This window comes from Paenibacillus violae, assembly GCF_032461945.1.
Taxonomy (GTDB): domain Bacteria; phylum Bacillota; class Bacilli; order Paenibacillales; family NBRC-103111; genus Paenibacillus_E; species Paenibacillus_E violae.
In genome coordinates, this window is record NZ_JAWCUD010000001.1 from 1,183,452 (window position 1) to 1,207,760 (window position 24,309).

Consider the following 24,309-nt stretch of genomic DNA (forward strand, 5'->3'; position numbering starts at 1 on the left):
GCCACTGAAGAAAGGAGTGTACCATGGATTCTCCCAAACGGAATCAAGGCATGAACGGCATAGTACCACAGCCCATCCGTTATGACGGCGCCGGTGGAATCGACACAGGTCCAAGGGATATCATGCGGGATAAGGAAAACCCCAATATGCTGGTTCCACCTATAACCGATGCCGGATTAGTGCCTAACTTGAAGTTTTCATTCTCTGACACTCTCTTGACGTTAAACCACGGTGGGTGGTCGCGGAAAATTACAGCGAGAGAATTACCGATCGCGACGACGTTGGCCGGTGTAAATATGAGTCTAACACCTGGCGGTGTCCGGGAGCTGCATTGGCACCAACAAGCGGAGTGGTCCTACATGCTGCTCGGACGTGCGCGTATTACGGCAATAGATCAAGAAGGGCGGAATTTTATTGCCGATGTCGGTCCAGGTGATCTTTGGTATTTCCCACCAGGGCTTCCACATTCGATTCAAGGGTTGGAGCATTGCGAATTCCTGCTTGTTTTCGATGATGGCAACTTCTCTGACCTTCATACGTTATCGATTTCCGATTGGTTTGCTCATACGCCCAAAGATGTATTGTCTGCGAATTTCGGTGTTCCCATAAGTGCATTTGACCATATTCCAAATCATCAGGTCTACATTTATCAAGACAAAGTTCCCGGCTCGCTCGAAAGTGAGAAAGTGCAATCCCCTTACGGTACAATTCCCTTAAGTTTCAAACACCAACTGTTAGCTCAAACACCGATCAAAACACCCGGCGGAAGCGTACGAATCGTAGACTCAAGAAATTTTCCCATCTCACAAAAAATTGCGGCAGCCCTCGTCGAAGTAGAACCAGGTGCTATGCGTGAACTGCATTGGCATCCTAATAACGATGAGTGGCAGTACTACCTCGCAGGTCAGGGACGCATGACGGTGGTTCTTGGCAGTGGCAACGCCAGGACGTTTGACTACCGGGCAGGTGACGTCGGTTATGTGCCATTTGCTTCGGGGCATTATATTCAAAATACAGGAACAGAATCCCTATGGTTTCTTGAAATATTTAAAAGCAACCTGTTTGAAGATGTTTCACTAAACCAGTTGATGGCACTCACGCCGCAGGAGCTTGTGAAAGGCAATTTGCATGTTGGACCTGAGCTTATCCATATGCTGCGCAAAGAAAAATGGCCGGTCGTCAAATATCCGGGATCTTCTAACTATCCGCGATAAAAAATTTTTTTTGAAAATGTGATAGAAATTCATGAGATGTTGTGTCTTTTAGTTTGAATCCACTAAAATGAAGTGAGACTATCAAACTAAAGGAGAATGACAATGAGAAAAGTGGTTTTATTCGTGCACGTATCGCTAGATGGTTTTGTAGCTGGACCGAATGGGGAATTGAATTGGATCTCTTATGACCAAGATTTGATGGACGCTGCGGATGAGATCGTTAAGACTGTGGGATCTCCCATCTATGGACGCGTAACGTATCAGATGATGGAGAGCTATTGGCCTACTGTACTGAACGATCCTGAAAGCACGCAGCATGATATTGATCATGCGAATTGGATTGAGGACGTTGAGAAAATTGTGATTTCTAAAAGCCTAAGGGAAGTTCAATGGAACCGCACAACGCTCATTAACGAGAATATTGCAGAGGAAATCGGAAAGCTCAAGCAGCAACCGGGAAAAGACCTTGTCATCTTCGGCAGCCCAAGCATCGCACACACGTTTATGGATTTGGATTTAATCGATGAGTACCGATTAACCGTTAGTCCCATTGTGCTAGGGAGCGGTACGCGATTATTTCAAGAAGATAAGGCGACCAAACGCTTGAATCTCCTATCTTCCAAGATACTTCCTTCGGGCGTGCTGGTACTTCATTACGAAGCTAAAAAGGAGTAATACGTTCGATAATAAAAAGTTAAAAAGAGTTAAGCGAAAATAAATCGCTTAACTCTTTTTTGTTAACTGCCTAAATTGGAAATACGATTGATTAACCCCGTGATGTCCGTAATTGTAGCAAGGATTTGAGAGTTTTGCAGTTTGTCGAGCACCAAGTGTCCATTTACTACCACTTGATTAATTTCATCTAACAAAACTTTATTTTTCTCAACTAGTTGCTGGTGAATATCTTTAGCGAAAGCAGGAACACTTTTCAAATTAAATTGTTCGATTTCCGTTTTTAACGCGAGTAGTTGATCTTCAAGTTTTTGCTTAGTTTCAGGATTCGTAGCAGCGTCTTTGATTAGTTGTGGTGCTTCTTCAGCGAATGTACTTAGTTTGTTAATATGCGCCGTGGCTTGCTTCACATAATCCACTGATTGATTCGCCCCGTCCAGGAACGAACACGCTCCTATCATCATGGATGAAAGTACTACGAAAAGCAGCATGGATTTTCTCATTAATCATCACTTCCTTTTCCGTGTAATTTGAGAAATCTGTTTTGGTTTGGTATTGTTTTAATACGCATCAATAGAAAATAGAGTTTCAAGATAAGGAGAAAATGAGATGACGACATTTATTGATAAGATTGCGCTGATCCGTATCATGGATGGACAAATATTGGGGACACGTTCGAAGGGGAAAGAACTCTATTATTTGCCTGGAGGCAAAAGAGACCCTGGGGAGACGGATACCGAGACGTTGATCCGGGAAATTGAGGAGGAGCTTTCGGTACATATTAAGCCGGAGACAGTGGCGCATTTCGGGAATTTCGAAGCGCAAGCAGACGGTAAGGCAGAGGGTATTGTCGTGAAAATGGCTTGTTATACGGCAGATTATGACGGCGAACTCCGTCCTGCTTCCGAAATTGATGAATTGGAATGGCTGTCTTATAAAGACAGGGATCGAGTCTCACGCGTGGTTCAAATTATTTTTGATCATTTACACGAAAAGAATCTGCTGCCGTAAGGTTTTAGACATTTTGTGCAACTAATTCTCTCTCTTAACGTCAAATTAGGACAGAGGGGAGAGAATGCTATTGTCTATGTTAAAAAAAGCGGTTGTTCAAACTGCTGCGCTGTTCGTACTGGCCTCGGCAGGGACCGCCTATGCGTATGACGTTTCCTTAAAACCGTTTACGGATGTTACCAATGAGGATTGGTTTCAAAATGAAGTTTATTCGTTATCGGCGCTCGGTATTATTGACGGCTATTCGGATTTGACATACAAACCGGAAGCAACTCTAACGCGTGAGGCGTTCATTAAATTGCTGATGAATGCTAACCAGGTGGAAGTTGCTTCCGCTTCTGTCTCTGGAGTGGCGGGAGCTCCTGTCGATGTTGAACGGGGCCGATGGTCATACCCATTCGTATCCGCGGCATATGAGCGGAAATGGCTTGATTTTATGCTGGATTCGCAGGGCAAGTTTCACCCGGAACATGCGATAACCCGAGAAGAAGTGGCCAGCATTGTCGGTAAAGCGCTGCTCGATGCTCAGACTGCCGAGTCTCGTAACCATTGGACGCTTCAAGGCTGGCACGACGAGAAGGAGAAGAGAAATTTTGCCGATAGCGACGCCTTGAATCAGAATCTGCTTTCATTTGCCTACTTTGCGGTCAATCAAGGGATTATGGAAGGCGATCAGACGGGTTTTCACCCGAAGCAATCCCTGACACGCAAAGAAGCGGCTGCCATCATTTATCGTGTGATTCAGACAGAAGTAGACACTCGTGAATTAGATACGGTAGGTTTTTATGCGATTAATTCTTATCCTGCCATCAACCACATGCCGCTGCTCGATCAAGTTACGTTCGGATGGTCGCATTTGAAATACGAAGCGCCTGGCAATGCCCAATTGGAGACAGCAACGACCGAATACCGTATTCCTACCGGCTGGGAGGAGGTTGTTCAGACAGCGAATGCAGCCAACATTCAGAAAAATTTAATGGTTTATTACGGTGAGAAAAATCTGAAGGATTTCTTGAAGGACGAGCCCGCGCAAAAAGCGTTTATCCAATCTTTAAAAGGGGTTCTTACTGATGCCAGATATGGATTTACTGGAGTAACCATCGACTTTGAAGGGCTAATGGACGCAACTAGTGCACCTGACTATAGTCAATTTCTGAAAGCATTGAAGGCGGCAATTCCAACCTACCCACTAACGGTGACGGTTCAACCTGATTATTACTATAAAGGTTATGATCTAAAAGAAATTAGCGCTTTAGCAGATACTGTCGTTCTAATGGCTTATGATTTTACGCATAATGACAGTAAACTTCCTTCTGCTCCATTGCCGTTGGTGAACGATGCGGTGAAACGCACATTAGCGATTGTTCCCAAAGAAAAACTGGTGCTAGGGATATCTAAGCAGGCTAATCAATGGATCACAGCAAACGGAGTTGCTGAACTGTACAATCCGGAGATAGAAGCTGTTGAAAAAAGACTTGCAACACCAGGAGTTAATCAATCGATGAGCCTGCCTTATTTTCTGAGGGAGATCTCTTTCCAAGATGATCGTGGCAGCCACGATATTTATTATGAAGATACGGCCAGTGTGGATAAAAAGGTATGGCTTGCGAAGTATTATGGGTTAAAAGGTATTTCTTTATGGTACATGGGCAATTATACCGAGTCGGATTGGGCATTATTTAATCCAAAATAAGCATATGGGCTGTCTGGAAAGGTCAGAAATGATCTTCTCAGACAGCCCTTTTCATTTTCGTGTGGGAGACAAGTAAAACCTAAAAAAAAACCGACTTCCCCTAAAGGAACCCTATATGAGGTTCGCGCGGATTCGTATACGATGAAAATAGAAACCGCTGGAAGCGGTTACAACAGGGTGCATGCCAACATTTATGAGCCGGATGATCTACGATTCTGGATTGAACTGAAAGCGCTTGGCGCTTTCGTTTTATCATAACATGTAAAGGAATGAGGGGTACGATGAGAAGGTCAAAATGGATGGCATGTACGATGGCTTTTGTACTAACAACCGGATTGGTTGGCTGCAGCTCCAATACAGATAAGCCGGCGCCTGCGGCATCTGCGATTTCACCTGCAACGGCGAGCGCAGCACCTGTTGTGCCGCAAGGACCAACGAAATTCAGCATTTCCTTGCGAACTTTGAATTTTGATTATGTAGAAAAAGCAGCGAATTTGAACGAGGACAAATGGGTGAAAGAGCTGGAGAAGAAAACGAATACAGACCTGGATATTCGTTTAGTGCCGCATGCCGATTTTGAGAAGAAGATGGTTCAAATGTTTGCAACAGGCGACATTCCAGACGTCGTGCAGGCGGGAGCCAGTACGAGTGGTAAAGAGCTTGCAGGTTCCGTTCAAGCAGGCGTTTTTCTTGAATTGAATGACCTTATTAAACAGTACGCGCCAAATTTGGTGAAGACAATTCCGCAAGCGGCATGGGACGAAGTTACGCTGAACGGTAAAATATATGCGATTCCGGAATATATTTCCCAGCCTTCCCGAAGAGCGACTTGGGTGCGCGAAGATTTGATGCAGAAAGCCGGGATCACGAAGGATCCGAAAACAGTTGATGAGTACCTGGACATGCTGCGCGCTTTTAAGAAAATAGGTGTAGAGCATCCGTTCATGGGACGTCAAGATTTTAAATATGCGGATATATTCTTTGGCGCTTACGATGTTTACCCGTACCTCAGCCAATTTGAGGTCGTTGACGGGAAAGTACAGCCGAAATTTTTTGATTCAGAAAACATGCAGAAGGCATTGCAAACGTACAAAACGATGTTTGACGAAGGGTTGATTCATAAAGAATTTGCAACCATTAATCCAACCAATTTCAAAAACATCATTTTATCAGGGAAAGCCGGCATGTGGGAAATGAACGCGCAGGAGCTGCTGCAGTGGCAAACGCAATTAAAGCAAGCCGTGCCTGATGCGAAAATCAAAATTATTCCTTCTCCGATTGGTCCAGACGGCAAGGGCGGTGGATATTTATATTCATCCGGTGCACGTTCCTATTTAATCAATGCGAAAACAGCGAAGGATAAAATTCCAGGCATTCTTAAGTTCTTCGAATGGCAAACATCGGAAGAGGCTGACAAGTGGTTCGACCTGACGCTGCCGACAGAGCCGAAAACGGATGCGGAGGTATCCGAACAGCGTTATCTGAGCGGTTTCCTTCATATGGTCAAGGACGATGCGTTCCGCAAGCAAATTTTGAACACAACGCAGGATGGGAAGGATCTACTCAAAACGTTTGAGACCGTTTTACCGATTGAAGGACGTGGCGGCTTGGAGTTTGATCCGATTTTGGAAGCTATGCAGAAAAATCCGGACATAGCACCTTTATCCGATACAGCGCCTGCCGTACTACTCACACATATGGTTAAAATGGTGTATGGCAAAGAGCCGATCAGCGATTGGCCGAAGGTTATCGAAGAGTGGAAGTCCAAAGGCGGGAACGATGCGCTGAAGGCTGCGAATGAGCTCTACCAGAAGAGAAGCGGCATCAAACTCAGAGGTCCAGAAGCTCAGAAATGGAAGTAAGTTGACCGAATAAAGGCTGGGCTAGAGTCTGAAAAGACATTCTAGCCCAGCCTTTCGTTGTGTCTAGGCGCTCCAGTGAGGCGGCCGGCTGAGCGATTTCGGCAGCTTGGTCTGCGAATCACCCTTTGCGGCATTGATTTGGAACTGCGTGAGGAAGAGGCTTCCTGTAAAGTCAGCGCCACTCAAGTTGGCGTCCCGGAAATCAGCCCCAATGAGATCCGCTGATCGAAAATCTGCCTCTATCAGGTCCGCAGCGATCAGATAGGCGCCACGCAAATGCGCGCCTCTTAGATCAGCGCCTCGGAGGTTGGCGCCAATGAGATCCGCACCACGTCCGTAGCTCTTATGACGCCCACGGGAAGTTTTCAGCTGACGCTGCACAGTTGATCTTACGAGCTCGCTCGTCTGCAGGAGCAAGACATTCACATTCGCACGATGTGCCGCAATGTCAAGTTTCAAGAGCGCTTCAGAACTTAGGGCTGTGAGTCGTTCCGTCTCATCCCTTACTGAACGAAGCGCTTCATGTATAGACTGCGTCTGCTCGAGCTCGAGCGCTTCGGTTAAATACCAGAGCAGCTCATGCAGCTGCCTCATGATAGGGAACACCTCAAACATTTGTTTCGCCGTTTCGGGGGCTTTCACCCAGTCTTTACCGCTGTAAGTCACTTGAGCGACTTGTTGACCAGCGCCAAAACAATCATATACGGTGCATCCGCGATAACCGATTTCTCTTAGATCCTGGTGTACACCACAGCGAAAGTTATGACCTAGATTATGGCAGCGCTGGCCGGCATGTTTGTCAACCGCGAAGTCGACAGAGGCGGAGAAGGGCAGCGCTACACAGCATAGACCAAAGCAGTTTTCGCAATCCGCCCTAAGTTGGCGATAATCATCGTTGGAAACAGCTGTAGATTCATGAGGTTCCGGCAAAGGTTGTCCTCCTTTTGCTAGTTTTCTATGTCATTCAGATATTTCCAATATAAATTTCAGGATTTAGTTCGTCAACGGTATAAGTTGGTTATAACTAAACTTGCTACTACTCGTATGACTACCTTCAATCTGGGAATAATATACTTTTTACAGAGTAGATAGTAATTATTTCTATATGAAATGGGAGATGGCGATGCATAAGCTTATGCGAAAAGACAGAGGAAACGATCTTTTTGAACTGGCGTTGTATGTGCTTGCGGCCGTATGTTTTGTATATTTTCTGATTAAAGGGATATCGCCGAAAATGTGGCAGGCCGTCTTGATTGCAGTGGTACTGCTGTTGATCAGAGGGGTTGTCAAGCTGACCAAGAGCACGATGTTTCCGGCGCTTAGGTTCTGTGTGCTGCTGTTCATTTTCATAACGATGTTTTTGGCAAATGAATTCGGATTTTATAGTGTCGTACCCTATTTGGATAAAGTTGAGCATCTCTTTTCAGGTGTCATCCTTTGTTTTGTGGGCTTACTTATTTATGGGAAAGCAAGCGATCTAGAGAACAAATCCGTCACGCCAAGCGCAAAGGTCGCGATATGGCTAAGCCTCTTTTTTTCTGTAGCGATGGCAGGAGTTTGGGAAATATATGAGTTCACGACGGATCATTGGTTCGGATTGAATTCGCAAAACGGCAGCTTGGTGGATACGATGACAGATATTATTTGTGGAACGATAGGCGCGGTGCTGACCAGCCTTTATTTAGTCATTCAGGCAAAACGGAGGAAAATGCCCTTAATTGACGAAGTTACTATACAACGATAAAGGTGACAGGTCAGGAATAGGGAGGCACGCATGAGAAAAGTAATTATGTTTAACAGAGTATCTATAGACGGCTTTTATAAGGGGATAAATGGGGAAATCGATTGGTTTATCCATGATCCTGAAGTCGACAAAGCCGCGCATGAGATGATGAATCCGGATACGATTTTTTTCGGAAGAGCGACCTACCGGATGTTTGAAGGTTATTGGCCCCAAGTGGCCAATAATCCGAATGCACCAGCAGGGGCTCGGGCGATGGCGAATGAATTAAACGAGATGACCAAAATCGTCTTTTCTTCGACGATGGAACGTGCTAGCTGGGAGAATTCCAGGTTAGTGAATGGGGATATCGCCAAATTCGTTCAAGAGATCAGGCAAGAAGATGGAGCGGACATTGTCATTTTTGGCAGCGGATCGATTGTGCAGCAGCTATTTAATGCGGAACTCATCGATGAATATTTATTTGTGGTCACTCCGGTCGTTCTGGGTTCGGGAAAACCTTTATTTCATGATGCGAGTGGAAGACAAAACCTGAAATTGAAGGAAACGAGGAGCTTTCGCTCAGGAAACGTTTTACTCCATTACGAGAAGTAGAAGAAGACAACATAGAAAGAGGAGACTGCTTAAAGGCAGCTCCTCTTTTTTTCGATCGGCAGAACCAGGATATGCTGAAGACCGTTTCGGCCCATTTTTGTGCGGCCATCATCTCTAAAACCTGCTTTTAAATAAGCTTGTCGTGCGGGAAGATTGTTCAAATTTACAGCTAGTACAATTTCTTCTACTTCCGGGAAATGCTGCTGGGTAAATTCTTTCAGCTGCAGGAGCGCTGCTTTGGCATGACCATTCCCCTGATCTGCATGATTAATTGAAAAAGCGCGAAACACAAGGGAATTCGAATGATCCGAATAGTCAAATCGTTCTTCTCCGTCATATAGAATAAAAAATCCAACGGGCTTATCATTCGAAACAATAACAACAGGAAAACGGTGTTTATCCTCCAAGGCGATTTGAAGCATCTCTTTAGGCATGCCAGTGAACTGTTTTTGGTCTTCTGGCAAGTAGAACGATTCCAAAGCGGCTTTATGTTCAGGTTTATAAAAAATAATTTCAGTATGTTGGCTTGTATGCATATGTCTACTCATCTTGCCCCCCAATAAGATACGGAAATCTACACGTTTAACCACTATTATACTAGATATTACCCATGGAAAAAGCGAAAAATGTAGCCGTAAAAAGTCCCCTTTTTCATCCAAAAATAAATTCACGCCCTCCCCTGGTTTCTGTACTTTTCACTAGAATAGTCAGATATGTATTATCAGTAGGTAAAAAGGAGGGGGATCCATGCTAGAGGAATACGAGTTTATTTTAAGTTTGAAATTGCTGGAGTTTGAAATTAGGCAAATAACATCTTATACCAGCGCCTTTCCGAAGTGTTACACGATGTTGAAAAATAAATTAGATGACCTAAGTGATTTTATATATAAAGAGGAGAATATTCAAAACTGGCCTTTATGGCAGTCGAATATTGAAGTGCAGGAACTTTCGCGAAATGTGAGGGAAGCGTCCATTCGTGCTTTGCGTGTATTGGAGAAATATCAAGCAGGACATGGGGAAAAGGATGAAATTCAGCAAAGCAAGTATATGGATTTATTATCAGATTCCGTTCGTTCCGAAGTAGCATGTTTACAGATTGTTCAACAAAGCAAAGTGTTGTTTATTGGCTCAGGAGCGTTCCCTGTCTCTGCGCTAATCATTGCCCAAGTGACCGGTGCAGAAGTGGTAGGACAAGATTTAGACCAGGAAGCGGTAGAACTCGCTGAGCAAGCAGCGGCAATGAGCGACAGGATAAATCGTGTGAGTTTCACCCACCAACCATTGAAAGAGTTGGCCTTTGTCCAAGAGGCAACGCATATTATTGTGGCTTCACATGTGGCCAATAAGCAGGAGGTTCTTGAGGATTTGAGACAATTAGCAAGCAGTCGTGTGAAAATTTCGATCCGATACGGCAATGGGCTAAAATCGCTGTTTAATTATACGTGGCCGGAGGGGAATCACTTGCCAGGGTGGACACAAAGTCGTGCAAGTACGGTATCACAGCTGTATGACACGGTCATTTTGGAGAAAGCGATGCAAATGAAAGAAGTTTGAGAGCGGAACCTTCCTAATCAATTAGGGAGGTTTTTTATATTGCCATTTGAGAACTCAATGTTCCTTCCACATCAACCTGAATATTCCAATAACTTTAAGCGCATAACAATATGTAAAAAGTGCGTGATTAAGGAGAGTTTGGCATGAAGATGGAGATTCCGAGGGAGCTAAGTGTCGAGAAAGAAGCCTATCAGACCGCTGTCTCGGCCGAACTTTCCGGTAACTTGCAAATATTGCGAACCTACTTTACAGATTGTGCAGATGTATTATTCACTCAGTTTCACACTCACAACGGGTTGAACGCCTGTATGCTGTATCTCCGCGGCGCTGTGGATGTGGAACTTCTTGATGGAAATGTGCTTACCCCGCTAAAGAACTCGAAAGCAGACTCAGCAAGTTCGATCGAAACTTATAAAGATTATGTCAATGTGTCTGATGTCTATGGGCTCCAAACCATTGGTGAAGTCCTCCACGACGTCCTGGGAGGCAGATCCGTTGTCTTCATTGATACCGTACCAGGCGCTCTAACGATTGGACTTATGAAGTACGATACACGTGCTGTTGAAGAGCCGCTAGCCGAATCTGTTGTCCGTGGTTCAAGAGAAGGTTTTATCGAATCGACAACGGTCAATACCTCATTAATTCGAAAAAGATTAAAGACGCCGGCGTTAAAGTTCATCACCTTCACGGTGGGGACTTATTCTAAAACGGAAGTCACAATAGCTTATATTCATGGTATCGCGAAGCCTGATATTATCAGCAAGGTTTCAGAGCGAATAGAGCAGATCGACATTGACGGTGTGCTTGAGAGCGGATACATCGAGGAATTGATCGAGGGCAATACGTATTCGCCTTTTCCACAAATACAAGCAACAGAACGCCCCGATGTGGCTGCAGCAAGCTTACTGGAGGGACGTATTCTTATTCTGACCGAAAATACGCCTATCGTGCTGATCGTCCCGGCTACGTTCTGGTCCATGATGCAATCACCTGAGGATTATTATCAGCGATATTTAATCGGAACGTTGATTCGTTGGCTCCGTTACACGTTTTTCCTCATTGCGATGCTCGCACCTGCTGTATATGTAGCGGTTCTAACCTTCCATCAGGAGATGGTGCCGACAACTTTGCTCCTGCGCGTGGCCAAATCGAGGGAAGAAATTCCGTTCCCGGCCTTGGTGGAAGCACTCATTATGGAAATTACGTTTGAAGCGCTGCGTGAAGCAGGTATTCGACTTCCAAGGCAAGTCGGCTCTGCAGTCAGTATCGTTGGCGCGCTTGTCATTGGCCAGGCGGCTATACAAGCCGGCCTTGTCTCGGCGCCAATGGTCATGGTTGTTGCCATTACCGGGATATCATCCTTTATGATGCCTCAGTACTCAGCAAGCATTGCGCTCCGAATCCTGCGATTTCCCATTATGATTTTGTCAGGAATTATGGGGTTATTTGGTCTAATTCTGGGGCTGTTGTTAGTCATAAGCCATCTTTGTATACTTCGTTCATTTGGAGTTCCCTACATGGCTCCTTTAGCTCCAATTTCCCTAAGCGGTATTAAGGATGTGCTTTTCAGGGCTCCTATCAATAAACTGAAAACGCGACCGTTGTTTTATAGTGAGGGCAATATCAAAAGACAGGGCGATAAACCGGATACAAAGTAATGATGCAGGATGGAAGGAGGGGTAAAGAATTGAGGCATCGGATTGGCTTCCCAGTACTTGTATTAGTACTGCTTATGACTACAGGCTGCTGGGATCGTGTGGAGGTCAATGACATGGCCTTGATTATCTCCGCAGGAGTAGACATGAAAGATGAAGATGAAATCGAAATGACCGTTCAAGTCTTTATTCCGAATCCAGCCTCGGCAAGTAATGAGGGCAATGGCGGGGGGCAAGGTAATGTATACACCATGTCATCGGTGGGCAAATCCATGGCAGATGCTTTAAGTGAATTGCAAAAAAAATTGCCTCGTTTTTTTTCTTGGGGGCATGCGAAAGCCTTCTTTTTTGGGGAGGAATTGGCAAGAGAAGGCTTGAGTGATGAGTTTGATTTCTTATTCAGAGATATCCAGACGCGGGAGCAGTCCAACTTCTTTATCTGCAAAGGGACCGCCAGGCAGCTGTTGGAGTCGCAAGTGGATCCTAATACCTATGAAACCTTAATTAAACTTTCTCAGAAGCCAGTAAACCATTCTTCAACCATGCACGAAGTGGAGGAACTGTTAAGCGCTGAATCGCAATCTTTTCTTTTACCGGTGGTCGCACCTGCCACCCTAATTACAAATAAGGCTAAAAAGCAGATTCTAACTGTCGAAGGAATGTCCGTCATCCAAAAGCAGAAACTGAAAGGCTTTCTAAGTCCTGAAGACATCATGGGAGTTCGCTTACTAAGACCAAAAGATCTTGGACGCAATATAACCATGACTCAAAAATTAGACGGCGGTAACATTGTCATCAAGATCATGCATACCAAAATTCGACTGTACCCTTCGATTGAAAACGGCGTTTGGAAAATGAGAGTGAAATTAACGTTGGATGGAAATGTCATTCAGAACTCAAGCACAATTAATATAGCAAAAGGCAACGATGCCATGAGACGCATTGAGGAACCTTTTAATCAAGCAATGAAGGAAATTATGTTACATACCCTGCATCGTTTGCAAACGGAGCAAAAAGCTGATGTTGTAGGATTTGCAAGGGCATTTCACAAAAAATATCCACTAATATGGAGAGACAAGAAGGGCGAGTGGACTTCCATATTCCAAAGTATGGAGATGCAAGTGGAAGTTGATAGCACTATACAGGGGCCAGGAGTTGCCAATATTCCTGTATATCAGAGAAGAGGTGAGGTTAGCGATGAGTGACATGGTTTTAACGACTCGCCAAATATTCTGGATGATGGTAAGCACGCAAGTCATTATGACCATTTTATTGACAACGGCGCCAGCTATTCAATTGGCCAATCAGGATGCCTGGATATCCTTGATTGTTTCTACCGCGGTGGCGATAGGAATCGCCTATATTTGCGGGAAGCTGGCTTCCATTTTTCCGGATAAAACACTCATTGAATTTAACCGGATTTTGCTTGGAAAATGGTTTGGCGGTGTGATTTCGGTGATGTATTTGCTGGTTTGGATCGTCATTCTTACCGTCATATTAAAACAATTTAGTTTGTTTATTACAGGGACAATCATGCCCCGAACGCCGGTTTTTTTAATCCAAATCCCCATGTTTCTTGTTGTGATCTATCCGACTGTGCATGGTGTTGGTGTGATTGCACGAATTTGTGAACTAACGGGCCCGATCATATTAATTGGCGTTATAGGGCCTATGTTTTTGGCCATTAATCAACTGGACAGGGATCGGCTGCTGCCGATTTATATCGATAATGGTTTGCTGGCATTGATGAAAGGTTCGCTGCCAGCGGCTGCTTTTTTAGGCGATTGCATCATGCTGCTTATGCTGATTGCCTTTGTCGTGCAGAAGAAGCAGATTGTCCGCCATGCGGTAGGAGGCGTAATGCTTTCCGGTATCGTAACATTGATATCCGTTATCTTTAGCATCTTAATGTTTGGACACAACGTGGCCGCGAATTACACGTATCCAATGCTCATGATCGTTCGATCGATTTCCATCGGCGGTATCATTGAAAACCTGGATGCGATCGTTGTAACGATTTGGATTATGAGTGTTTTTACTAAATTATCGCTATATCTATTTGTTTCAAGCTACGGCACATCACAGCTTTTGGGTTTGAAAGACTGGAGAAAAATGACATGGGTGATATCGGCGATCGTCTTGTTAGCCACATTAATACCCTTTAACTATGAGGAGATTTCCGTCATTTTTCCTGTAAAAGTAGCTGCTCCTTACATTTTCCCGATTTTCATGGTAGCAGGTCCGCTTATCCTGTTTTTACTGGCACTTATGAAACGGAAAAAGCTCCGCATGCAGCCGAACTCTTAACTGAACATCAAAGGACCGTCAGAAGGATCGGTGCCTCTCTGACGGTTTTTTTATCGCTAACTATATTGACATGCGATATATCATGATTTATTATATCGATATACGATACATTGAAATTCGATATAACTGAAGGCGATATAAATATGGATTGGATGGAGGTGGGAGCCATATGGAGGTTTCCAAAGATCTGCTGCCATTGACGGAAGCATTTTACTATATTTTAGTGACTTTATATCCCCGTGCGGCACATGGTTACGCGATGATGCAGGATGTAGAAAAGATGAGCGCCGGCAGGGTACGCATAGGTGCAGGCACTTTGTACACAGCATTAAACACGCTGCAGAAAAAAGGGTTAATCGAGCACGCGTTAGAGACGGAAGCGAGTGTTGATTCGCGTCGCAAGCTGTACGCGATAACGGAGCTGGGCAGGCATGTATTAAAAGCTGAGATGGATCGAATGGAAGAACTGCTGTCGAATGCAAGATCAGCCATCGCAAATGTAGAGTAGGAGAGAGGGCGTGCTAATGATGACCAATACGCTAAGTAACCAATTCGAATATCGGACTAGATTTTCATTTGTATGGAATTATGAGAAGGATGAGTCGTGGTTCACTTCTTTGTCTGCACAAGGCCTACACCTAGTCAAACCGGGGGTATTCCGCAATCGTTTTGAGAAAAATAGCGCGGTTCGCTATGTTTACCGAATGGATTACCAAAAAATCAGCGGCAAAAATAACCTCGATGAATATAAGGCTCTTTTTGAGGATTCAGGTTGGGAGCACGTAGATTCTCTGTTTGGCTGGCATTATTTCAGAAAGCCGTTTCGTGAAGGCGAATCGTATGATATTTATACGGACCGCTTATCGTTAAAGCTGTTATTCAAAAGAGTACAACTCACTTTAAGCGTTGTAGCACTAGCCAACTTGGCGCTGTTACTCATAAATGCACCTAAACTGTTCTCCGAACCACACTCACAACTCATCGGAAACACATTTACTTTCTTGGTTCCCCTTGAATTCATATGTGTTTTATTGCTAGTCTACGGCTGTTTGCGATTTCAACAAAAAATCAAGAAACTTGATGAAAACTAATGGATAATAAGGAGCGATTATGGCATTGCTTGCCTATGTGAAAAAAGTGTATGCCGCTTGGATCGATTATCCGTTGCAAGATGGGACATTGCTTCAAGCTCAGTATCGTATCCTGCGATTTCTTGGTATGGGAAGTTACGGGTTAACCTACTTGTGCCAGGACATCAGGACTGGTGCAGAACTCGTAATTAAGCAAGCGAAGCCGAGCAAAGGGAAGTTGGGACGCGACTTGTTGCAAAAGGAGATCGAAATCATGCAGCAGCTGCAACATCCATCCATACCAAGATGTCTAGCCTTTTTTAAGGAAAATAAACAGATGTTCATGCTCATGGATTATGTGAAAGGGCAAACGGTTGAAGATTTGATTTTTGAAAGAGGCGCGAAGTTTTCAGAAAAAGAAGCCATAAGCCTGATTCGCAAGCTAATGCCAGTGGTGTCCTATCTGCACACACAAGGTTTTGTCCATCGTGATATACGGATTCCTAATGTCATTCTGCAGGGGGATTGCATCTATTTAATTGATTTTGGCTTAGCTTCACGAATCGGGGAACCAATTGAGTATGTAGAAGGGGAAGCGCTGCAACGGCGACGGGCTACTGAGGTGACGTCCGATCAGTATGCAATCGGTCACTTTTTGCTCTTCATGCTGTATTCAACCTTTGAGACGACAGATGTACTTGAGGAAAGCGCCAAAGGCTGGGAGGAGGAGCTTGATCTCTCACCGGCGACGAAACGAATGATTCGCAAGCTGCTTCAGATAGATCCTGCTTATACGAGTACGCAAGCATTCATCGATGAGGTGAATACAATCCTGGAGCAGCTATAAATCGTTCTTCATGAAAGCAAACAAAAAAGCCACTTTCGCGGCTTAGTGTTAACTTGAACTATGTTGTCTGTTTCGGTAATAACCATGACCTTGCTGGCTGTGTCCGTTACCGTAGTACCGATCGGATGAAGAATGACGACGACCGTAATGGACTCGATGACTGCTATTGTGACGATAACCTCGGTGTTTGGAGTGGAAAATGGAGCCTAATAGCTTTTTTAGCAAATATTTTATCATTTGTCAGGAAGCCTCCAATCGTTTTAATTTTTAATACGAAGGGAGACTCCATTAGTTTCAATAGGGTTGGGTGCTACTCAATGTTTTGATTGTCTAAATCGCGTAAGCGTTCAAGAATTCTACGCTTCCGGTACAGCATTTTTGTAGATTCGCCTACGTCTTTAAGCGTGCCACGGTTAATCCAAGCGCCGAAGAGGATACCGGCAATAGGAATCAACTGGAACAGTTTCTTCCAACCCCAATTGTCGCGATAAGTAGCAAAAACTTCCCGCCAACCTTGCAGCTGTGAAATCATCTGCACATCTGCTTGATCATTTGCCGCATAGTCGCTGAGCTCATCAAGAATCGCTTTCTTGCCGACGATATCCGCTGAAGAGAATTGCATGCATTTGATCGTGAAGATGCGTTCCTGCTTGATTTTGGGATCATAGCCATAACAGATAGCCAGTTCTTGAATGGTTTTCAAAGACAGGCCGAGAATGGCTGGAACATCGATGGCCAGAGTCAGAATGCCGCCAATTCCTGTCGTTGCTCCTTGGAGCGTGGCTAACTTCGTCCGATTGTGAATAATCTCATCTGCTGCTTGATCCAGGATCCGTAGTGGAAGTGTCTCCACGTCTTGAATATCAGCAATCTGTGTATGGGCCTGATGATTACCTTCGCTTCGGTGACGCACTTCTTCAATATGGCGCAATGTCCCGGTTTCAGAGATGAGATACCGGCCACCCGCTTGCAAATAATTCCCTAGTTCATTCAAAGCCTCGCTAATCTTCTTATTCAATACTTTAGGTGTAAGCCGATCCAATATTTGAAATGGCAGACGCCCGATTTTCTCCCAAAACCACAAATCTTTCTGCTCAGACTCCCACGTTTTAACAATGTTCAGCTCTTGCAGCAATTGTTCCCTTGATTCCATCATGATTTACAACTCCTTTGCATCTTGTATACGTTTGAGAGCTGTATTTGGATGCAAAGGCAGGATTTTTTGATATCGGGTTGCTACTTGTTCTAAATATTTGTGAATCCAGGCGTCGACAGTTTCGGCGTTAAGACTATTTTTGCGGAAGGAGCTTGGCGGAGTGCCCATTTCCTTGGTGAACACTTGCGTGAAATAGTGGATGCTTTCAAAGCCGGTATCTTCGGCAATTTGTTTAAGCGGAATGTCTGTGTAACCTAGCAGATAGGCGGCCCTTTTGACCCTTTCGGTTTTGACGACGGAAGGGAAGGATTGCCCTAATTCTTCCGCCATGAGGCGAGAGAGCTGCCGCTCGGACACATGCAGGCATTGGGCAACATCTGAAAGTGCTATTTTTTTCGTAAGGTGAGTTTGGATATATTCTTTTGCACGCTTGAGAGTGCCTTGAAGCTCTGTTCGTGTTGTGGATGAAGCCGTATCACCAGAAAGGCAGTGCTGCAGAAATAAGCTGATACAACTCATGACCAGTGTATAGGCTAGATGTTCAATTGATTCTTTATAACGAATTTCGGACTCAGCTGCATGCAGGAGCAGCGCTTGCCAGATGAGTGCTGGCGAGGTTTGCTCGGCATTCGGGATGAATAAATGCGGATAAGCACTTAATTGGTGAAAATCGTGAATAAAAGCTTCGCTCGATTCGGACGCTATGGGCTCAATTGCAAAAAACAACAGCAGCATGCCCTCATCACTTTGTATATAGTGTCTGCTCTCAGGCTTGGAACAGTAAAGCGTTCCAGCACGCAGCGGATAGGTTACACCATCTGAAAAGTAAACACCTTCACCTTGGACGACATAACAAATTTCAAAAAAGGAATGCGCATGAGGGCTATTTCCCTTGTGCTGCGGCTTTGCCCCCCAGTAGTGAACAAAGATGGATGCGGAGGCACCATGCAGCTGATCCACATGTTGGTTGAGGTATAGGTTACTTCGAGAATAAACAGTATGGTTCAGCATGAAAGCGCTTCTCCCCTCTAGTAAGCTGACATCTATTATATCACGGATTTTTTAAAAAAAGCGGCGTGTTTTTACAAAGACTGACTTCGTGTTCGTTTTCTATAATGAGGTGGAAGATTACGAAAAGGGGTTGTTCGATATGGGAAGCGACAAGCATGTATCGTTGGCAGGGATCATGGGTTTTCCGGTAACACCGTTTGATCATAACGAGAATGTGAATGAAAAAGCGTTTGAGGCGAATGTGCAATTTTTATTGGCGGGTGGCTTGGATTCGGTATTTGTTTGTGCCGGTTCTGGAGAGTTTCAATCTTTGGATATCAAAGAATATGAGCAGCTAGTTACGATTGGAGTCTCGGTTTCGGCTAGAAAAGTGCCTGTCTTTGCAGGCGCAGGGGGCAACCTGAAGGAAGCGGTCCAACGCGTCCAACTGGCGGAAAAAATTGGAGCAAATGGTTTATTGCTGCTGCCGCCTTACTTGATCATCCCTGAGCAGGAAGGGTTGTACAACTATTACCGGACAATCGCTCAGAGCACGGTATTGCCAGTCATTATTTATCAGCGTGATAATGCGGTGTTTACATTAAATACGCTAGAAAGATTGGCAGATCTGCCAAATGTCATTGGATTCAAGGACGGGTTAGGCAACTTCGAGCTTAATATCGAATTTGTGCAATCTCTTGGAAATAAGCTGCAATGGATGAACGGGATGCCGCTGGCGGAACTAACGATGCCTGCCTATCATGCACTTGGCTTCCATTCCTATTCATCGGCCATATCCAATTATATCCCTCAAGTATCAAGGAAATTTCATGAGAGCCTAATCGGAGGTAATCAGGAATTGCTGCAAGCGATCTATCGCGAAGTGATTTTGCCGATTCACCGGATCCGGCAGCTTCGCAAAGGTTATGCAGTTTCCTTGATCAAAGCGGGGATGGATATCGTCGGTCTGCCCGTTGGTTTGCAAGTTCGGTCACCACTAGTGCAAGTTGAACGAGAGCATTATGCGCAGTTGGAATCGATTATCAAAAAGAGCGTGGACTTGATCGCTGCTGCCAATAACTTATAGGAGGTAATGAACAATGATGAAGGTATCGATTCAAGTTCCAACTTGTGATCTCTCCGATAGCGATTTAAGACAAATGTGCCAGCTTGGCGTCGATTGTATTGATTTTACGCGAGGATCTTCCTTTCCCGGCGTGAAGGAGCTTGGTTATCCGGATCTCGACCAACTGATTAAGTTAAGACGAAGAATCCGATCACATGGGATGGACATTAACCGTGTGACGCTTCCAGATATATCAAACAGTTTTATGTTGGAGGAACCTGGATCTGAGATCCAGTTGGATCATGGCAGCAATGCCATCAAAGCTTTTGGCGAAGCGGGGATCACGCTCGTTCGTCAGCGGTTTGCGGGCGATGTCTTTCCTTATCTTTCAGAGGAATACACGGCTGTGCACCGAGGAGGGGCGCTGGTACGCGGGGAATCTATTCATCGGAATCCAGACAAACAGCCGCCTACCGTGGAACAATTGAACGCTTGGTGGAAGCGCTTCGATCTCGTCTTTGGCAAGCTGGTTCCGTTGGCAGAAGAGTACAATGTCAATCTGGCTGTTCATCCCTCTGATACACCGCATCATAATACGCCATTCGGCGGGCTTGGTTTTCATCGCGTTATTGATGCGTATCCCAGCAGAAATGTTGGCTTGGTGTACTGCGTCGGTACTCGCGGAGAAGCAGGCGGCACACCGTTAGTTCTTGATGAAATTTATCAATACGGGCGCAAAGATCGAATTTTTCTGGTTCACTTCCGTAACATTCGGGGCAGCCTGGCGACGGCAGGAGCATTTGAAGAGGCGCTTTTAGACGATGGGCACATGAATATGGCGAAAATTTTATTAGCCTTGCATCAGGTTGGCTATAACGGATGTATTAACCCGGATCACATTACTTCACTTGAAATGGACCGTGCTCCTCATAATCCTTCAAAATCCGGCATGGGCTGGGTCGGTTGGGCATATTCCATCGGTTATGTGAAAGCGCTGCTCGCGGCATTAACCGAATTTAGAGGCGGGAGGGATTAAACCATGTTTGAACCTCAAACGTTTCTCAATTATATAGGCGGAGAGTGGAAATCCGCTTCCAGCAACCTAGTTGAAGCCAGCATGAACCCGGCTAACCGTCATGAAACAGTGGGCTACATCCAGAAATCAACGTTGGATGATCTGGAGGAAGCTGTTGGCGCGGCCAAAGAGGCCAAGATGGGATGGCGCAAATTATCGGGCCCGGCACGCGGTGAGTTCTTGTTCAAGGCAGCTAATCAAGTAGAGCAGCGCCTGGATGAAATTGTGGAAATGATGACCCGCGAAATGGGAAAAACGCTCCCGGAGGCGAAAGGGGAAACCGCGCGCGGTGTTGCGATTTTGCGATATTACGCCGGTGAAGGCATGCGAAGTATCGGTAACGTGATCCCTTCTACGGATGACGCCGCGTTAATGTTCACGTCCCGTGCGCCGCTTGGCGTCGTTGGCGTGATCACGCCTTGGAATTTCCCAGTTGCAATTCCTATCTGGAAAATGGCCCCTGCTTTGATCTACGGTAACACCGTTGTGTTCAAGCCTGCACAAGAGACATCGGTAACCGCTGCTTTGATCATGGAATGTTTCCATGCAGCAGGGCTTCCTGCCGGTGTCATTAATATGGTGACGGGCGATGGTGGCCTCATCGGACAAGCAATGGCGGACCATCCGGACATTCAAGGCATCACATTTACAGGCTCGAACGCAGTGGGGAAAAGAGTCGGGCAAAGCGCTCTGGCAAGAGGAGCCAAGTATCAGCTCGAAATGGGCGGAAAAAACCCCGTCATCGTAGCACGGGATGCGGATCTAGACCTAGCCGTTGATGCCACTATAAGCGGAGGCTTAAAATCAACGGGGCAGAAATGCACAGCGACGAGCCGAGTAATCGTGCATAGCGAGATTTACGAAGCTTTTAAGATGAAGCTGCTGGAGAAAGTTCAGAATATCCGTCTAGGCTCCGGCTTTGAAGCTGCAACGTGGATGGGTCCTCTTGCGAGTGAAAATCAGTTCCGCACGGTCCTTTCCTATATCACAAAAGGTGTAGAAGAAGGAGGCACATTACTATGCGGAGGCGGAAAAGGCCTGGGGCGGGATTTGGAAGCCGGTTACTTTGTTGAACCAACCATTTTTGAAAACATATCCAGCTCGATGACCATCGCGCAGGAAGAGATTTTCGGCCCTGTGCTTGCTCTTATTAAGGTGGATTCGCTGGAAGAGGCGATCCAAATCGCGAATGACGTGAAGTTTGGACTGAGCGCTTCGATTTTTACGCGGGATATTTCGACTATGTTGACGTTCATGCAGGATATCGATGCCGGTATGGTCCGGATTAATGCGGAGAGCGCAGGTGTAGAATTACAAGCACCTTTCGGTGGAGTGAAGCAGTCCAGTTCGGGATCTCGGGAGCAGGGGCAAGCGGCGATTGAATTTTATACGGATATTAAAACGATATTTGTTAAAGCTTAAATAAGGGAATTAAAAGTGAATAGTTGGGCGGGATTAGCTTCCTGCTCAACTATTTTTTTCTGCTAAATGAGCGCTTCATATCGAAAAAGGAGAGAAGGCGACAAGATATGTCAGCAATCTTTGTGTGAATTTAGTGTTTGAATGTATAATAGTTCTATAGATGAATTAACAACTAGGTGAAAAAAGGGGGATGTACGGTGCAATCGAAGTTTAAAGTTGCTATAGGCATATCCGTTTTGGGGTATGTTGTAAGTCTCATAACTGCCCGCTTTCTGCCTGGGGCAATTAACTTATTAGTGCCAACTACTTTTTCATTAGGCAGTCTTATCCTGCTTAGTCGCAATCATTCAATGGAAGTGAAAAAGCTGCAAGTTCCCAATGCTGCCAGTGATGCTTTGCCAAATGCGAGGAGTACAAGCAGCACGAATCTGGGCAGTGAAACGGAGCTGCAGGGCAAAAGTGAGAGTGAAATTGATCCATTTTGGGGTCCAATAGCCGAGTACATTCATGTCATCGAAGAGACGATGATATCCGAAGGCCAGAAGAACACACTGGATAATGAAATCGTAGAGAAGACGCTTAGTTTACTTTCAAGAGTTGGCCGGTTAATTCCACAGCTGAAAGAACTAAATGATGCAAACATGAATCATAACATACAACGTTTGATCTTCAAGGACCTGAATGGCGCGATTAACCCCTTTCTGAAGCTGGGTGGAGAAGCGAAACGGCTAAATCGTCGACTCCTGCTTACGGGGATCAAGGATATTAACTCCAAACTCTCTACGTATGTTGAGACAATTGAACAAAAAGATCTGATTGAACTGCAAACGCGAATGGAACTCATCCAACAACGCTATCGTTCTGATGACTAAAGGAGGAACTAACGATGACAACCCAATTAGTGCAATTAAAGTCTGCAGATTTGCAGAGAGTGGAGCAGGAAGCGAAACAAATGCTCCAGAAAGTATCTACCACTGATGATATGGAATTAGAAGTCTTGATGGACTCCATTGGTCGTATGGGTGCCAAAACCATGGAGCAAGCCGGTCAATCCTTAGCCATGTTAGAGCGCCCCGTGAATGAATTGATGTCCGGCAAACGATCGGAAGTACAAAACAACATTTTGAAACTTCGTCATGAAATCGATTCTTTGAGCAAAAGTAAGCAGTTGGGATTTTTCGAAAAAATCATGAAAAAGACGCCGCTGAAAAATTATATTTACAAATATCAGTCTGTAAAAACGAACGTGAATGCGATCGTCCAATCGCTTCGCAATGGTAAAGAAACACTGGAAGAAAATATGGCTTACATGAAAACATTGAAGAAAAACTCTTTAGAATCGGTCTACAATCTTCAAATGCGGATTGCCATGGGCGAAAACTTAAAGCAGTTGTTTGAAACGGAGATTAGCAAGCCGGAAAATGAAGGCCGTAAGGTTCATCTCGAAAGAGGCCTTCGTAAAGTAGTGACGCGTATACAGTCATTTCAGGAAATGGTCATCCTCTATCAGCAAGCGATTGCGGGTACCGATATCATCAATGACAATAATGATAAACTCATCGATGCGGTCGATGCGACAATCGACAAAACGCAGAATCTACTTACGGTATCAGCGATGATTTCAATGGCTATTGAGGATCAAGTACAAACCATTGATGCTGTCAATTCGGCGAACGCGACGCTAAATAAAATGTTTGAGGACAACTCACGGTTGTTGAAGGAAACGACGCAGAAAACGAACGAGCTGCTTGGGAATTCAGGATTACAGATGGATTCCATTGAGCGCGGAATGAATGATCTCTTTAGTGCGCTGGATCTGTTCGAACAGTCTAATCGGACAATCATTCAATCGGCTACGGAGCACACGAAACGGCTCGGGAACATTAGCCAGCAGATGACCCAGAGACTTGGCTTAATGCCTGGCAATAAAACAAATGCAGAGAAAGACGCTGAGCTTAGCGGACTTTTAGAATAAAATAAAGCGAGGCTGCCCTACGTACTGGGCAGCCTTGCTTTTTTTATGAATAAGATTTGTCCATAATTGGGAAATTAGACCGAATGTCAAACCAATTGAAAGGGGAGGTAAGTATTATGCCTGATTCGACGAAAGGCCAGAAGAATATCGTTGAAAACAAAACGAGTATGTTTAATAACATGGGCCAATCAGCGACAAATTATGTCCAAAACGCCATTGAGAATGTGTTTGATTCCACACAAGACGCAACCCAAAACTTAGTGAACAACGTCATGAAGCGGCGGAAATCCGGGAATAAAAATGAGGTTTAAAGTACTAACGAAGAAATAGCTGGAGTTTCTCCAGTTATTTCCTTTCTCTGGACCTGGACATCTTTTTAGTACCCACTTTTCAGATCTATCAAAT

The 24,309-nt window shown here is 45.0% G+C and carries 25 protein-coding genes; 20 read left to right on the forward strand and 5 right to left on the reverse strand.

The window, feature by feature from the left end; all coding sequences use genetic code 11:
• Positions 1-23 precede the first annotated feature (23 nt).
• Both RQP52_RS05330 and RQP52_RS05335 read left to right on the forward strand, forming a co-directional pair.
• Positions 24-1,214 (forward strand): oxalate decarboxylase family bicupin, encoded by a 1,191-nt coding sequence (locus tag RQP52_RS05330; RefSeq protein WP_315949918.1) that lies wholly within the window; start codon positions 24-26, stop codon positions 1,212-1,214.
• Between the two features lie 102 nt (positions 1,215-1,316).
• Positions 1,317-1,889 carry a dihydrofolate reductase family protein gene (locus RQP52_RS05335; protein WP_315949920.1) on the forward strand — a complete coding sequence of 191 codons (573 nt, stop codon included), beginning with the start codon at positions 1,317-1,319 and terminating at the stop codon, positions 1,887-1,889.
• A 62-nt stretch (positions 1,890-1,951) separates the two neighbouring features.
• Here the strand turns inward: RQP52_RS05335 and RQP52_RS05340 are convergent, their stop codons facing one another.
• Positions 1,952-2,389, reverse strand: a complete 438-nt coding sequence (locus RQP52_RS05340) for a DUF6376 family protein (RefSeq protein WP_315949922.1) — start codon at positions 2,387-2,389, stop codon at positions 1,952-1,954.
• 106 nt (positions 2,390-2,495) lie between these two features.
• Between RQP52_RS05340 and RQP52_RS05345 the strand changes: the two genes are divergently transcribed.
• The 3 genes from RQP52_RS05345 (at position 2,496) to RQP52_RS05355 (ending at position 6,452) form a co-directional block, all read left to right on the forward strand.
• Complete coding sequence (locus RQP52_RS05345; RefSeq protein ID WP_315949924.1) at positions 2,496-2,897, forward strand: NUDIX hydrolase; 402 nt, start codon at positions 2,496-2,498, stop codon at positions 2,895-2,897.
• 76 nt (positions 2,898-2,973) lie between these two features.
• Entirely contained in the window at positions 2,974-4,590 is a 1,617-nt protein-coding gene (locus tag RQP52_RS05350) for a glycosyl hydrolase family 18 protein (RefSeq protein ID WP_315950391.1), read from the forward strand.
• Between the two features lie 281 nt (positions 4,591-4,871).
• Positions 4,872-6,452 carry an extracellular solute-binding protein gene (locus RQP52_RS05355; protein WP_315949925.1) on the forward strand — a complete coding sequence of 527 codons (1,581 nt, stop codon included), beginning with the start codon at positions 4,872-4,874 and terminating at the stop codon, positions 6,450-6,452.
• 63 nt (positions 6,453-6,515) lie between these two features.
• On the opposite strand, the gene RQP52_RS05360 is transcribed toward RQP52_RS05355, so the two are convergent.
• A complete protein-coding gene (locus RQP52_RS05360; RefSeq protein WP_315949927.1) occupies positions 6,516-7,382 on the reverse strand; it encodes a pentapeptide repeat-containing protein in 867 nt (288 codons plus the stop codon).
• Between the two features lie 193 nt (positions 7,383-7,575).
• Here RQP52_RS05360 and RQP52_RS05365 point away from each other — a divergent pair, with 193 nt between their 5' ends.
• Both RQP52_RS05365 and RQP52_RS05370 read left to right on the forward strand, forming a co-directional pair.
• The gene (locus RQP52_RS05365) at positions 7,576-8,196 is read left to right on the forward strand and encodes a hypothetical protein (RefSeq protein WP_315949929.1); all 621 of its coding nucleotides are present in this window, start codon (positions 7,576-7,578) and stop codon (positions 8,194-8,196) included.
• A 30-nt stretch (positions 8,197-8,226) separates the two neighbouring features.
• On the forward strand, positions 8,227-8,787 hold the full coding sequence (locus tag RQP52_RS05370) for a dihydrofolate reductase family protein (protein WP_315949931.1): 561 nt from the start codon (positions 8,227-8,229) through the stop codon (positions 8,785-8,787).
• Between the two features lie 29 nt (positions 8,788-8,816).
• Here the strand turns inward: RQP52_RS05370 and RQP52_RS05375 are convergent, their stop codons facing one another.
• A complete protein-coding gene (locus RQP52_RS05375; RefSeq protein WP_315949933.1) occupies positions 8,817-9,458 on the reverse strand; it encodes a GNAT family N-acetyltransferase in 642 nt (213 codons plus the stop codon).
• A gap of 76 nt (positions 9,459-9,534) precedes the next feature.
• Here RQP52_RS05375 and RQP52_RS05380 point away from each other — a divergent pair, with 76 nt between their 5' ends.
• The 7 genes from RQP52_RS05380 to RQP52_RS05410 all read left to right on the forward strand — a co-directional run bounded on the left by RQP52_RS05380 (position 9,535) and on the right by RQP52_RS05410 (position 16,220).
• A complete protein-coding gene (locus RQP52_RS05380) occupies positions 9,535-10,341 on the forward strand; it encodes a methyltransferase domain-containing protein (protein ID WP_315949934.1) in 807 nt (268 codons plus the stop codon).
• Between the two features lie 143 nt (positions 10,342-10,484).
• Entirely contained in the window at positions 10,485-11,999 is a 1,515-nt protein-coding gene (locus RQP52_RS05385) for a spore germination protein (RefSeq protein ID WP_315949936.1), read from the forward strand.
• Between the two features lie 2 nt (positions 12,000-12,001).
• Positions 12,002-13,201, forward strand: a complete 1,200-nt coding sequence (locus RQP52_RS05390) for a Ger(x)C family spore germination protein (protein WP_315950392.1) — start codon at positions 12,002-12,004, stop codon at positions 13,199-13,201.
• A complete protein-coding gene (locus tag RQP52_RS05395) occupies positions 13,194-14,303 on the forward strand; it encodes a GerAB/ArcD/ProY family transporter (protein WP_315949938.1) in 1,110 nt (369 codons plus the stop codon). The genes RQP52_RS05390 and RQP52_RS05395 overlap by 8 nt, the downstream gene beginning before the upstream one ends.
• 169 nt (positions 14,304-14,472) lie before the next feature.
• Positions 14,473-14,811, forward strand: coding sequence for a PadR family transcriptional regulator (locus RQP52_RS05400; RefSeq protein ID WP_315949940.1), 339 nt, complete (start codon positions 14,473-14,475; stop codon positions 14,809-14,811).
• A 19-nt stretch (positions 14,812-14,830) separates the two neighbouring features.
• Complete coding sequence (locus RQP52_RS05405) at positions 14,831-15,394, forward strand: DUF2812 domain-containing protein (RefSeq protein ID WP_315950394.1); 564 nt, start codon at positions 14,831-14,833, stop codon at positions 15,392-15,394.
• A gap of 19 nt (positions 15,395-15,413) precedes the next feature.
• Positions 15,414-16,220 carry a serine/threonine protein kinase gene (locus RQP52_RS05410; RefSeq protein ID WP_315949941.1) on the forward strand — a complete coding sequence of 269 codons (807 nt, stop codon included), beginning with the start codon at positions 15,414-15,416 and terminating at the stop codon, positions 16,218-16,220.
• Positions 16,221-16,530: 310 nt separating this feature from the next.
• On the opposite strand, the gene RQP52_RS05415 is transcribed toward RQP52_RS05410, so the two are convergent.
• Entirely contained in the window at positions 16,531-17,373 is an 843-nt protein-coding gene (locus tag RQP52_RS05415; RefSeq protein WP_315950396.1) for an EcsC family protein, read from the reverse strand.
• A gap of 6 nt (positions 17,374-17,379) precedes the next feature.
• Positions 17,380-18,387, reverse strand: coding sequence for an AraC family transcriptional regulator (locus tag RQP52_RS05420; RefSeq protein WP_315949942.1), 1,008 nt, complete (start codon positions 18,385-18,387; stop codon positions 17,380-17,382).
• 139 nt (positions 18,388-18,526) lie between these two features.
• Here RQP52_RS05420 and kdgD point away from each other — a divergent pair, with 139 nt between their 5' ends.
• From kdgD to RQP52_RS05450, 6 genes are all read left to right on the forward strand, one after another.
• Positions 18,527-19,453, forward strand: coding sequence for a 5-dehydro-4-deoxyglucarate dehydratase (gene kdgD, locus RQP52_RS05425; protein WP_315949943.1), 927 nt, complete (start codon positions 18,527-18,529; stop codon positions 19,451-19,453).
• A gap of 13 nt (positions 19,454-19,466) precedes the next feature.
• A complete protein-coding gene (locus RQP52_RS05430; protein ID WP_315949944.1) occupies positions 19,467-20,468 on the forward strand; it encodes a mannonate dehydratase in 1,002 nt (333 codons plus the stop codon).
• Between the two features lie 3 nt (positions 20,469-20,471).
• Positions 20,472-21,929 carry an alpha-ketoglutaric semialdehyde dehydrogenase GucD gene (gene gucD / locus RQP52_RS05435; protein WP_315949945.1) on the forward strand — a complete coding sequence of 486 codons (1,458 nt, stop codon included), beginning with the start codon at positions 20,472-20,474 and terminating at the stop codon, positions 21,927-21,929.
• 197 nt (positions 21,930-22,126) lie between these two features.
• Positions 22,127-22,801 carry a hypothetical protein gene (locus tag RQP52_RS05440; RefSeq protein WP_315949946.1) on the forward strand — a complete coding sequence of 225 codons (675 nt, stop codon included), beginning with the start codon at positions 22,127-22,129 and terminating at the stop codon, positions 22,799-22,801.
• Between the two features lie 14 nt (positions 22,802-22,815).
• Entirely contained in the window at positions 22,816-23,904 is a 1,089-nt protein-coding gene (locus tag RQP52_RS05445; RefSeq protein WP_315949947.1) for a toxic anion resistance protein, read from the forward strand.
• 116 nt (positions 23,905-24,020) lie between these two features.
• The gene (locus RQP52_RS05450) at positions 24,021-24,215 is read left to right on the forward strand and encodes a hypothetical protein (RefSeq protein ID WP_315949948.1); all 195 of its coding nucleotides are present in this window, start codon (positions 24,021-24,023) and stop codon (positions 24,213-24,215) included.
• Positions 24,216-24,309: the final 94 nt, after the last annotated feature.

Coding starts and splice junctions, on each gene's coding strand:
- RQP52_RS05330 (WP_315949918.1), top strand. CDS start 24: ATGGATTCTCCCAAACGGAATCAAGGCATGAACGGCATAGTACCACAG.
- RQP52_RS05335 (WP_315949920.1), top strand. CDS start 1,317: ATGAGAAAAGTGGTTTTATTCGTGCACGTATCGCTAGATGGTTTTGTA.
- RQP52_RS05340 (WP_315949922.1), bottom strand. CDS start 2,389: ATGAGAAAATCCATGCTGCTTTTCGTAGTACTTTCATCCATGATGATA.
- RQP52_RS05345 (WP_315949924.1), top strand. CDS start 2,496: ATGACGACATTTATTGATAAGATTGCGCTGATCCGTATCATGGATGGA.
- RQP52_RS05350 (WP_315950391.1), top strand. CDS start 2,974: ATGTTAAAAAAAGCGGTTGTTCAAACTGCTGCGCTGTTCGTACTGGCC.
- RQP52_RS05355 (WP_315949925.1), top strand. CDS start 4,872: ATGAGAAGGTCAAAATGGATGGCATGTACGATGGCTTTTGTACTAACA.
- RQP52_RS05365 (WP_315949929.1), top strand. CDS start 7,576: ATGCATAAGCTTATGCGAAAAGACAGAGGAAACGATCTTTTTGAACTG.
- RQP52_RS05370 (WP_315949931.1), top strand. CDS start 8,227: ATGAGAAAAGTAATTATGTTTAACAGAGTATCTATAGACGGCTTTTAT.
- RQP52_RS05380 (WP_315949934.1), top strand. CDS start 9,535: ATGCTAGAGGAATACGAGTTTATTTTAAGTTTGAAATTGCTGGAGTTT.
- RQP52_RS05385 (WP_315949936.1), top strand. CDS start 10,485: ATGAAGATGGAGATTCCGAGGGAGCTAAGTGTCGAGAAAGAAGCCTAT.
- RQP52_RS05390 (WP_315950392.1), top strand. CDS start 12,002: ATGCAGGATGGAAGGAGGGGTAAAGAATTGAGGCATCGGATTGGCTTC.
- RQP52_RS05395 (WP_315949938.1), top strand. CDS start 13,194: ATGAGTGACATGGTTTTAACGACTCGCCAAATATTCTGGATGATGGTA.
- RQP52_RS05400 (WP_315949940.1), top strand. CDS start 14,473: ATGGAGGTTTCCAAAGATCTGCTGCCATTGACGGAAGCATTTTACTAT.
- RQP52_RS05405 (WP_315950394.1), top strand. CDS start 14,831: ATGACCAATACGCTAAGTAACCAATTCGAATATCGGACTAGATTTTCA.
- RQP52_RS05410 (WP_315949941.1), top strand. CDS start 15,414: ATGGCATTGCTTGCCTATGTGAAAAAAGTGTATGCCGCTTGGATCGAT.
- RQP52_RS05415 (WP_315950396.1), bottom strand. CDS start 17,373: ATGGAATCAAGGGAACAATTGCTGCAAGAGCTGAACATTGTTAAAACG.
- RQP52_RS05420 (WP_315949942.1), bottom strand. CDS start 18,387: ATGCTGAACCATACTGTTTATTCTCGAAGTAACCTATACCTCAACCAA.
- kdgD (WP_315949943.1), top strand. CDS start 18,527: ATGGGAAGCGACAAGCATGTATCGTTGGCAGGGATCATGGGTTTTCCG.
- RQP52_RS05430 (WP_315949944.1), top strand. CDS start 19,467: ATGATGAAGGTATCGATTCAAGTTCCAACTTGTGATCTCTCCGATAGC.
- gucD (WP_315949945.1), top strand. CDS start 20,472: ATGTTTGAACCTCAAACGTTTCTCAATTATATAGGCGGAGAGTGGAAA.
- RQP52_RS05445 (WP_315949947.1), top strand. CDS start 22,816: ATGACAACCCAATTAGTGCAATTAAAGTCTGCAGATTTGCAGAGAGTG.
- RQP52_RS05450 (WP_315949948.1), top strand. CDS start 24,021: ATGCCTGATTCGACGAAAGGCCAGAAGAATATCGTTGAAAACAAAACG.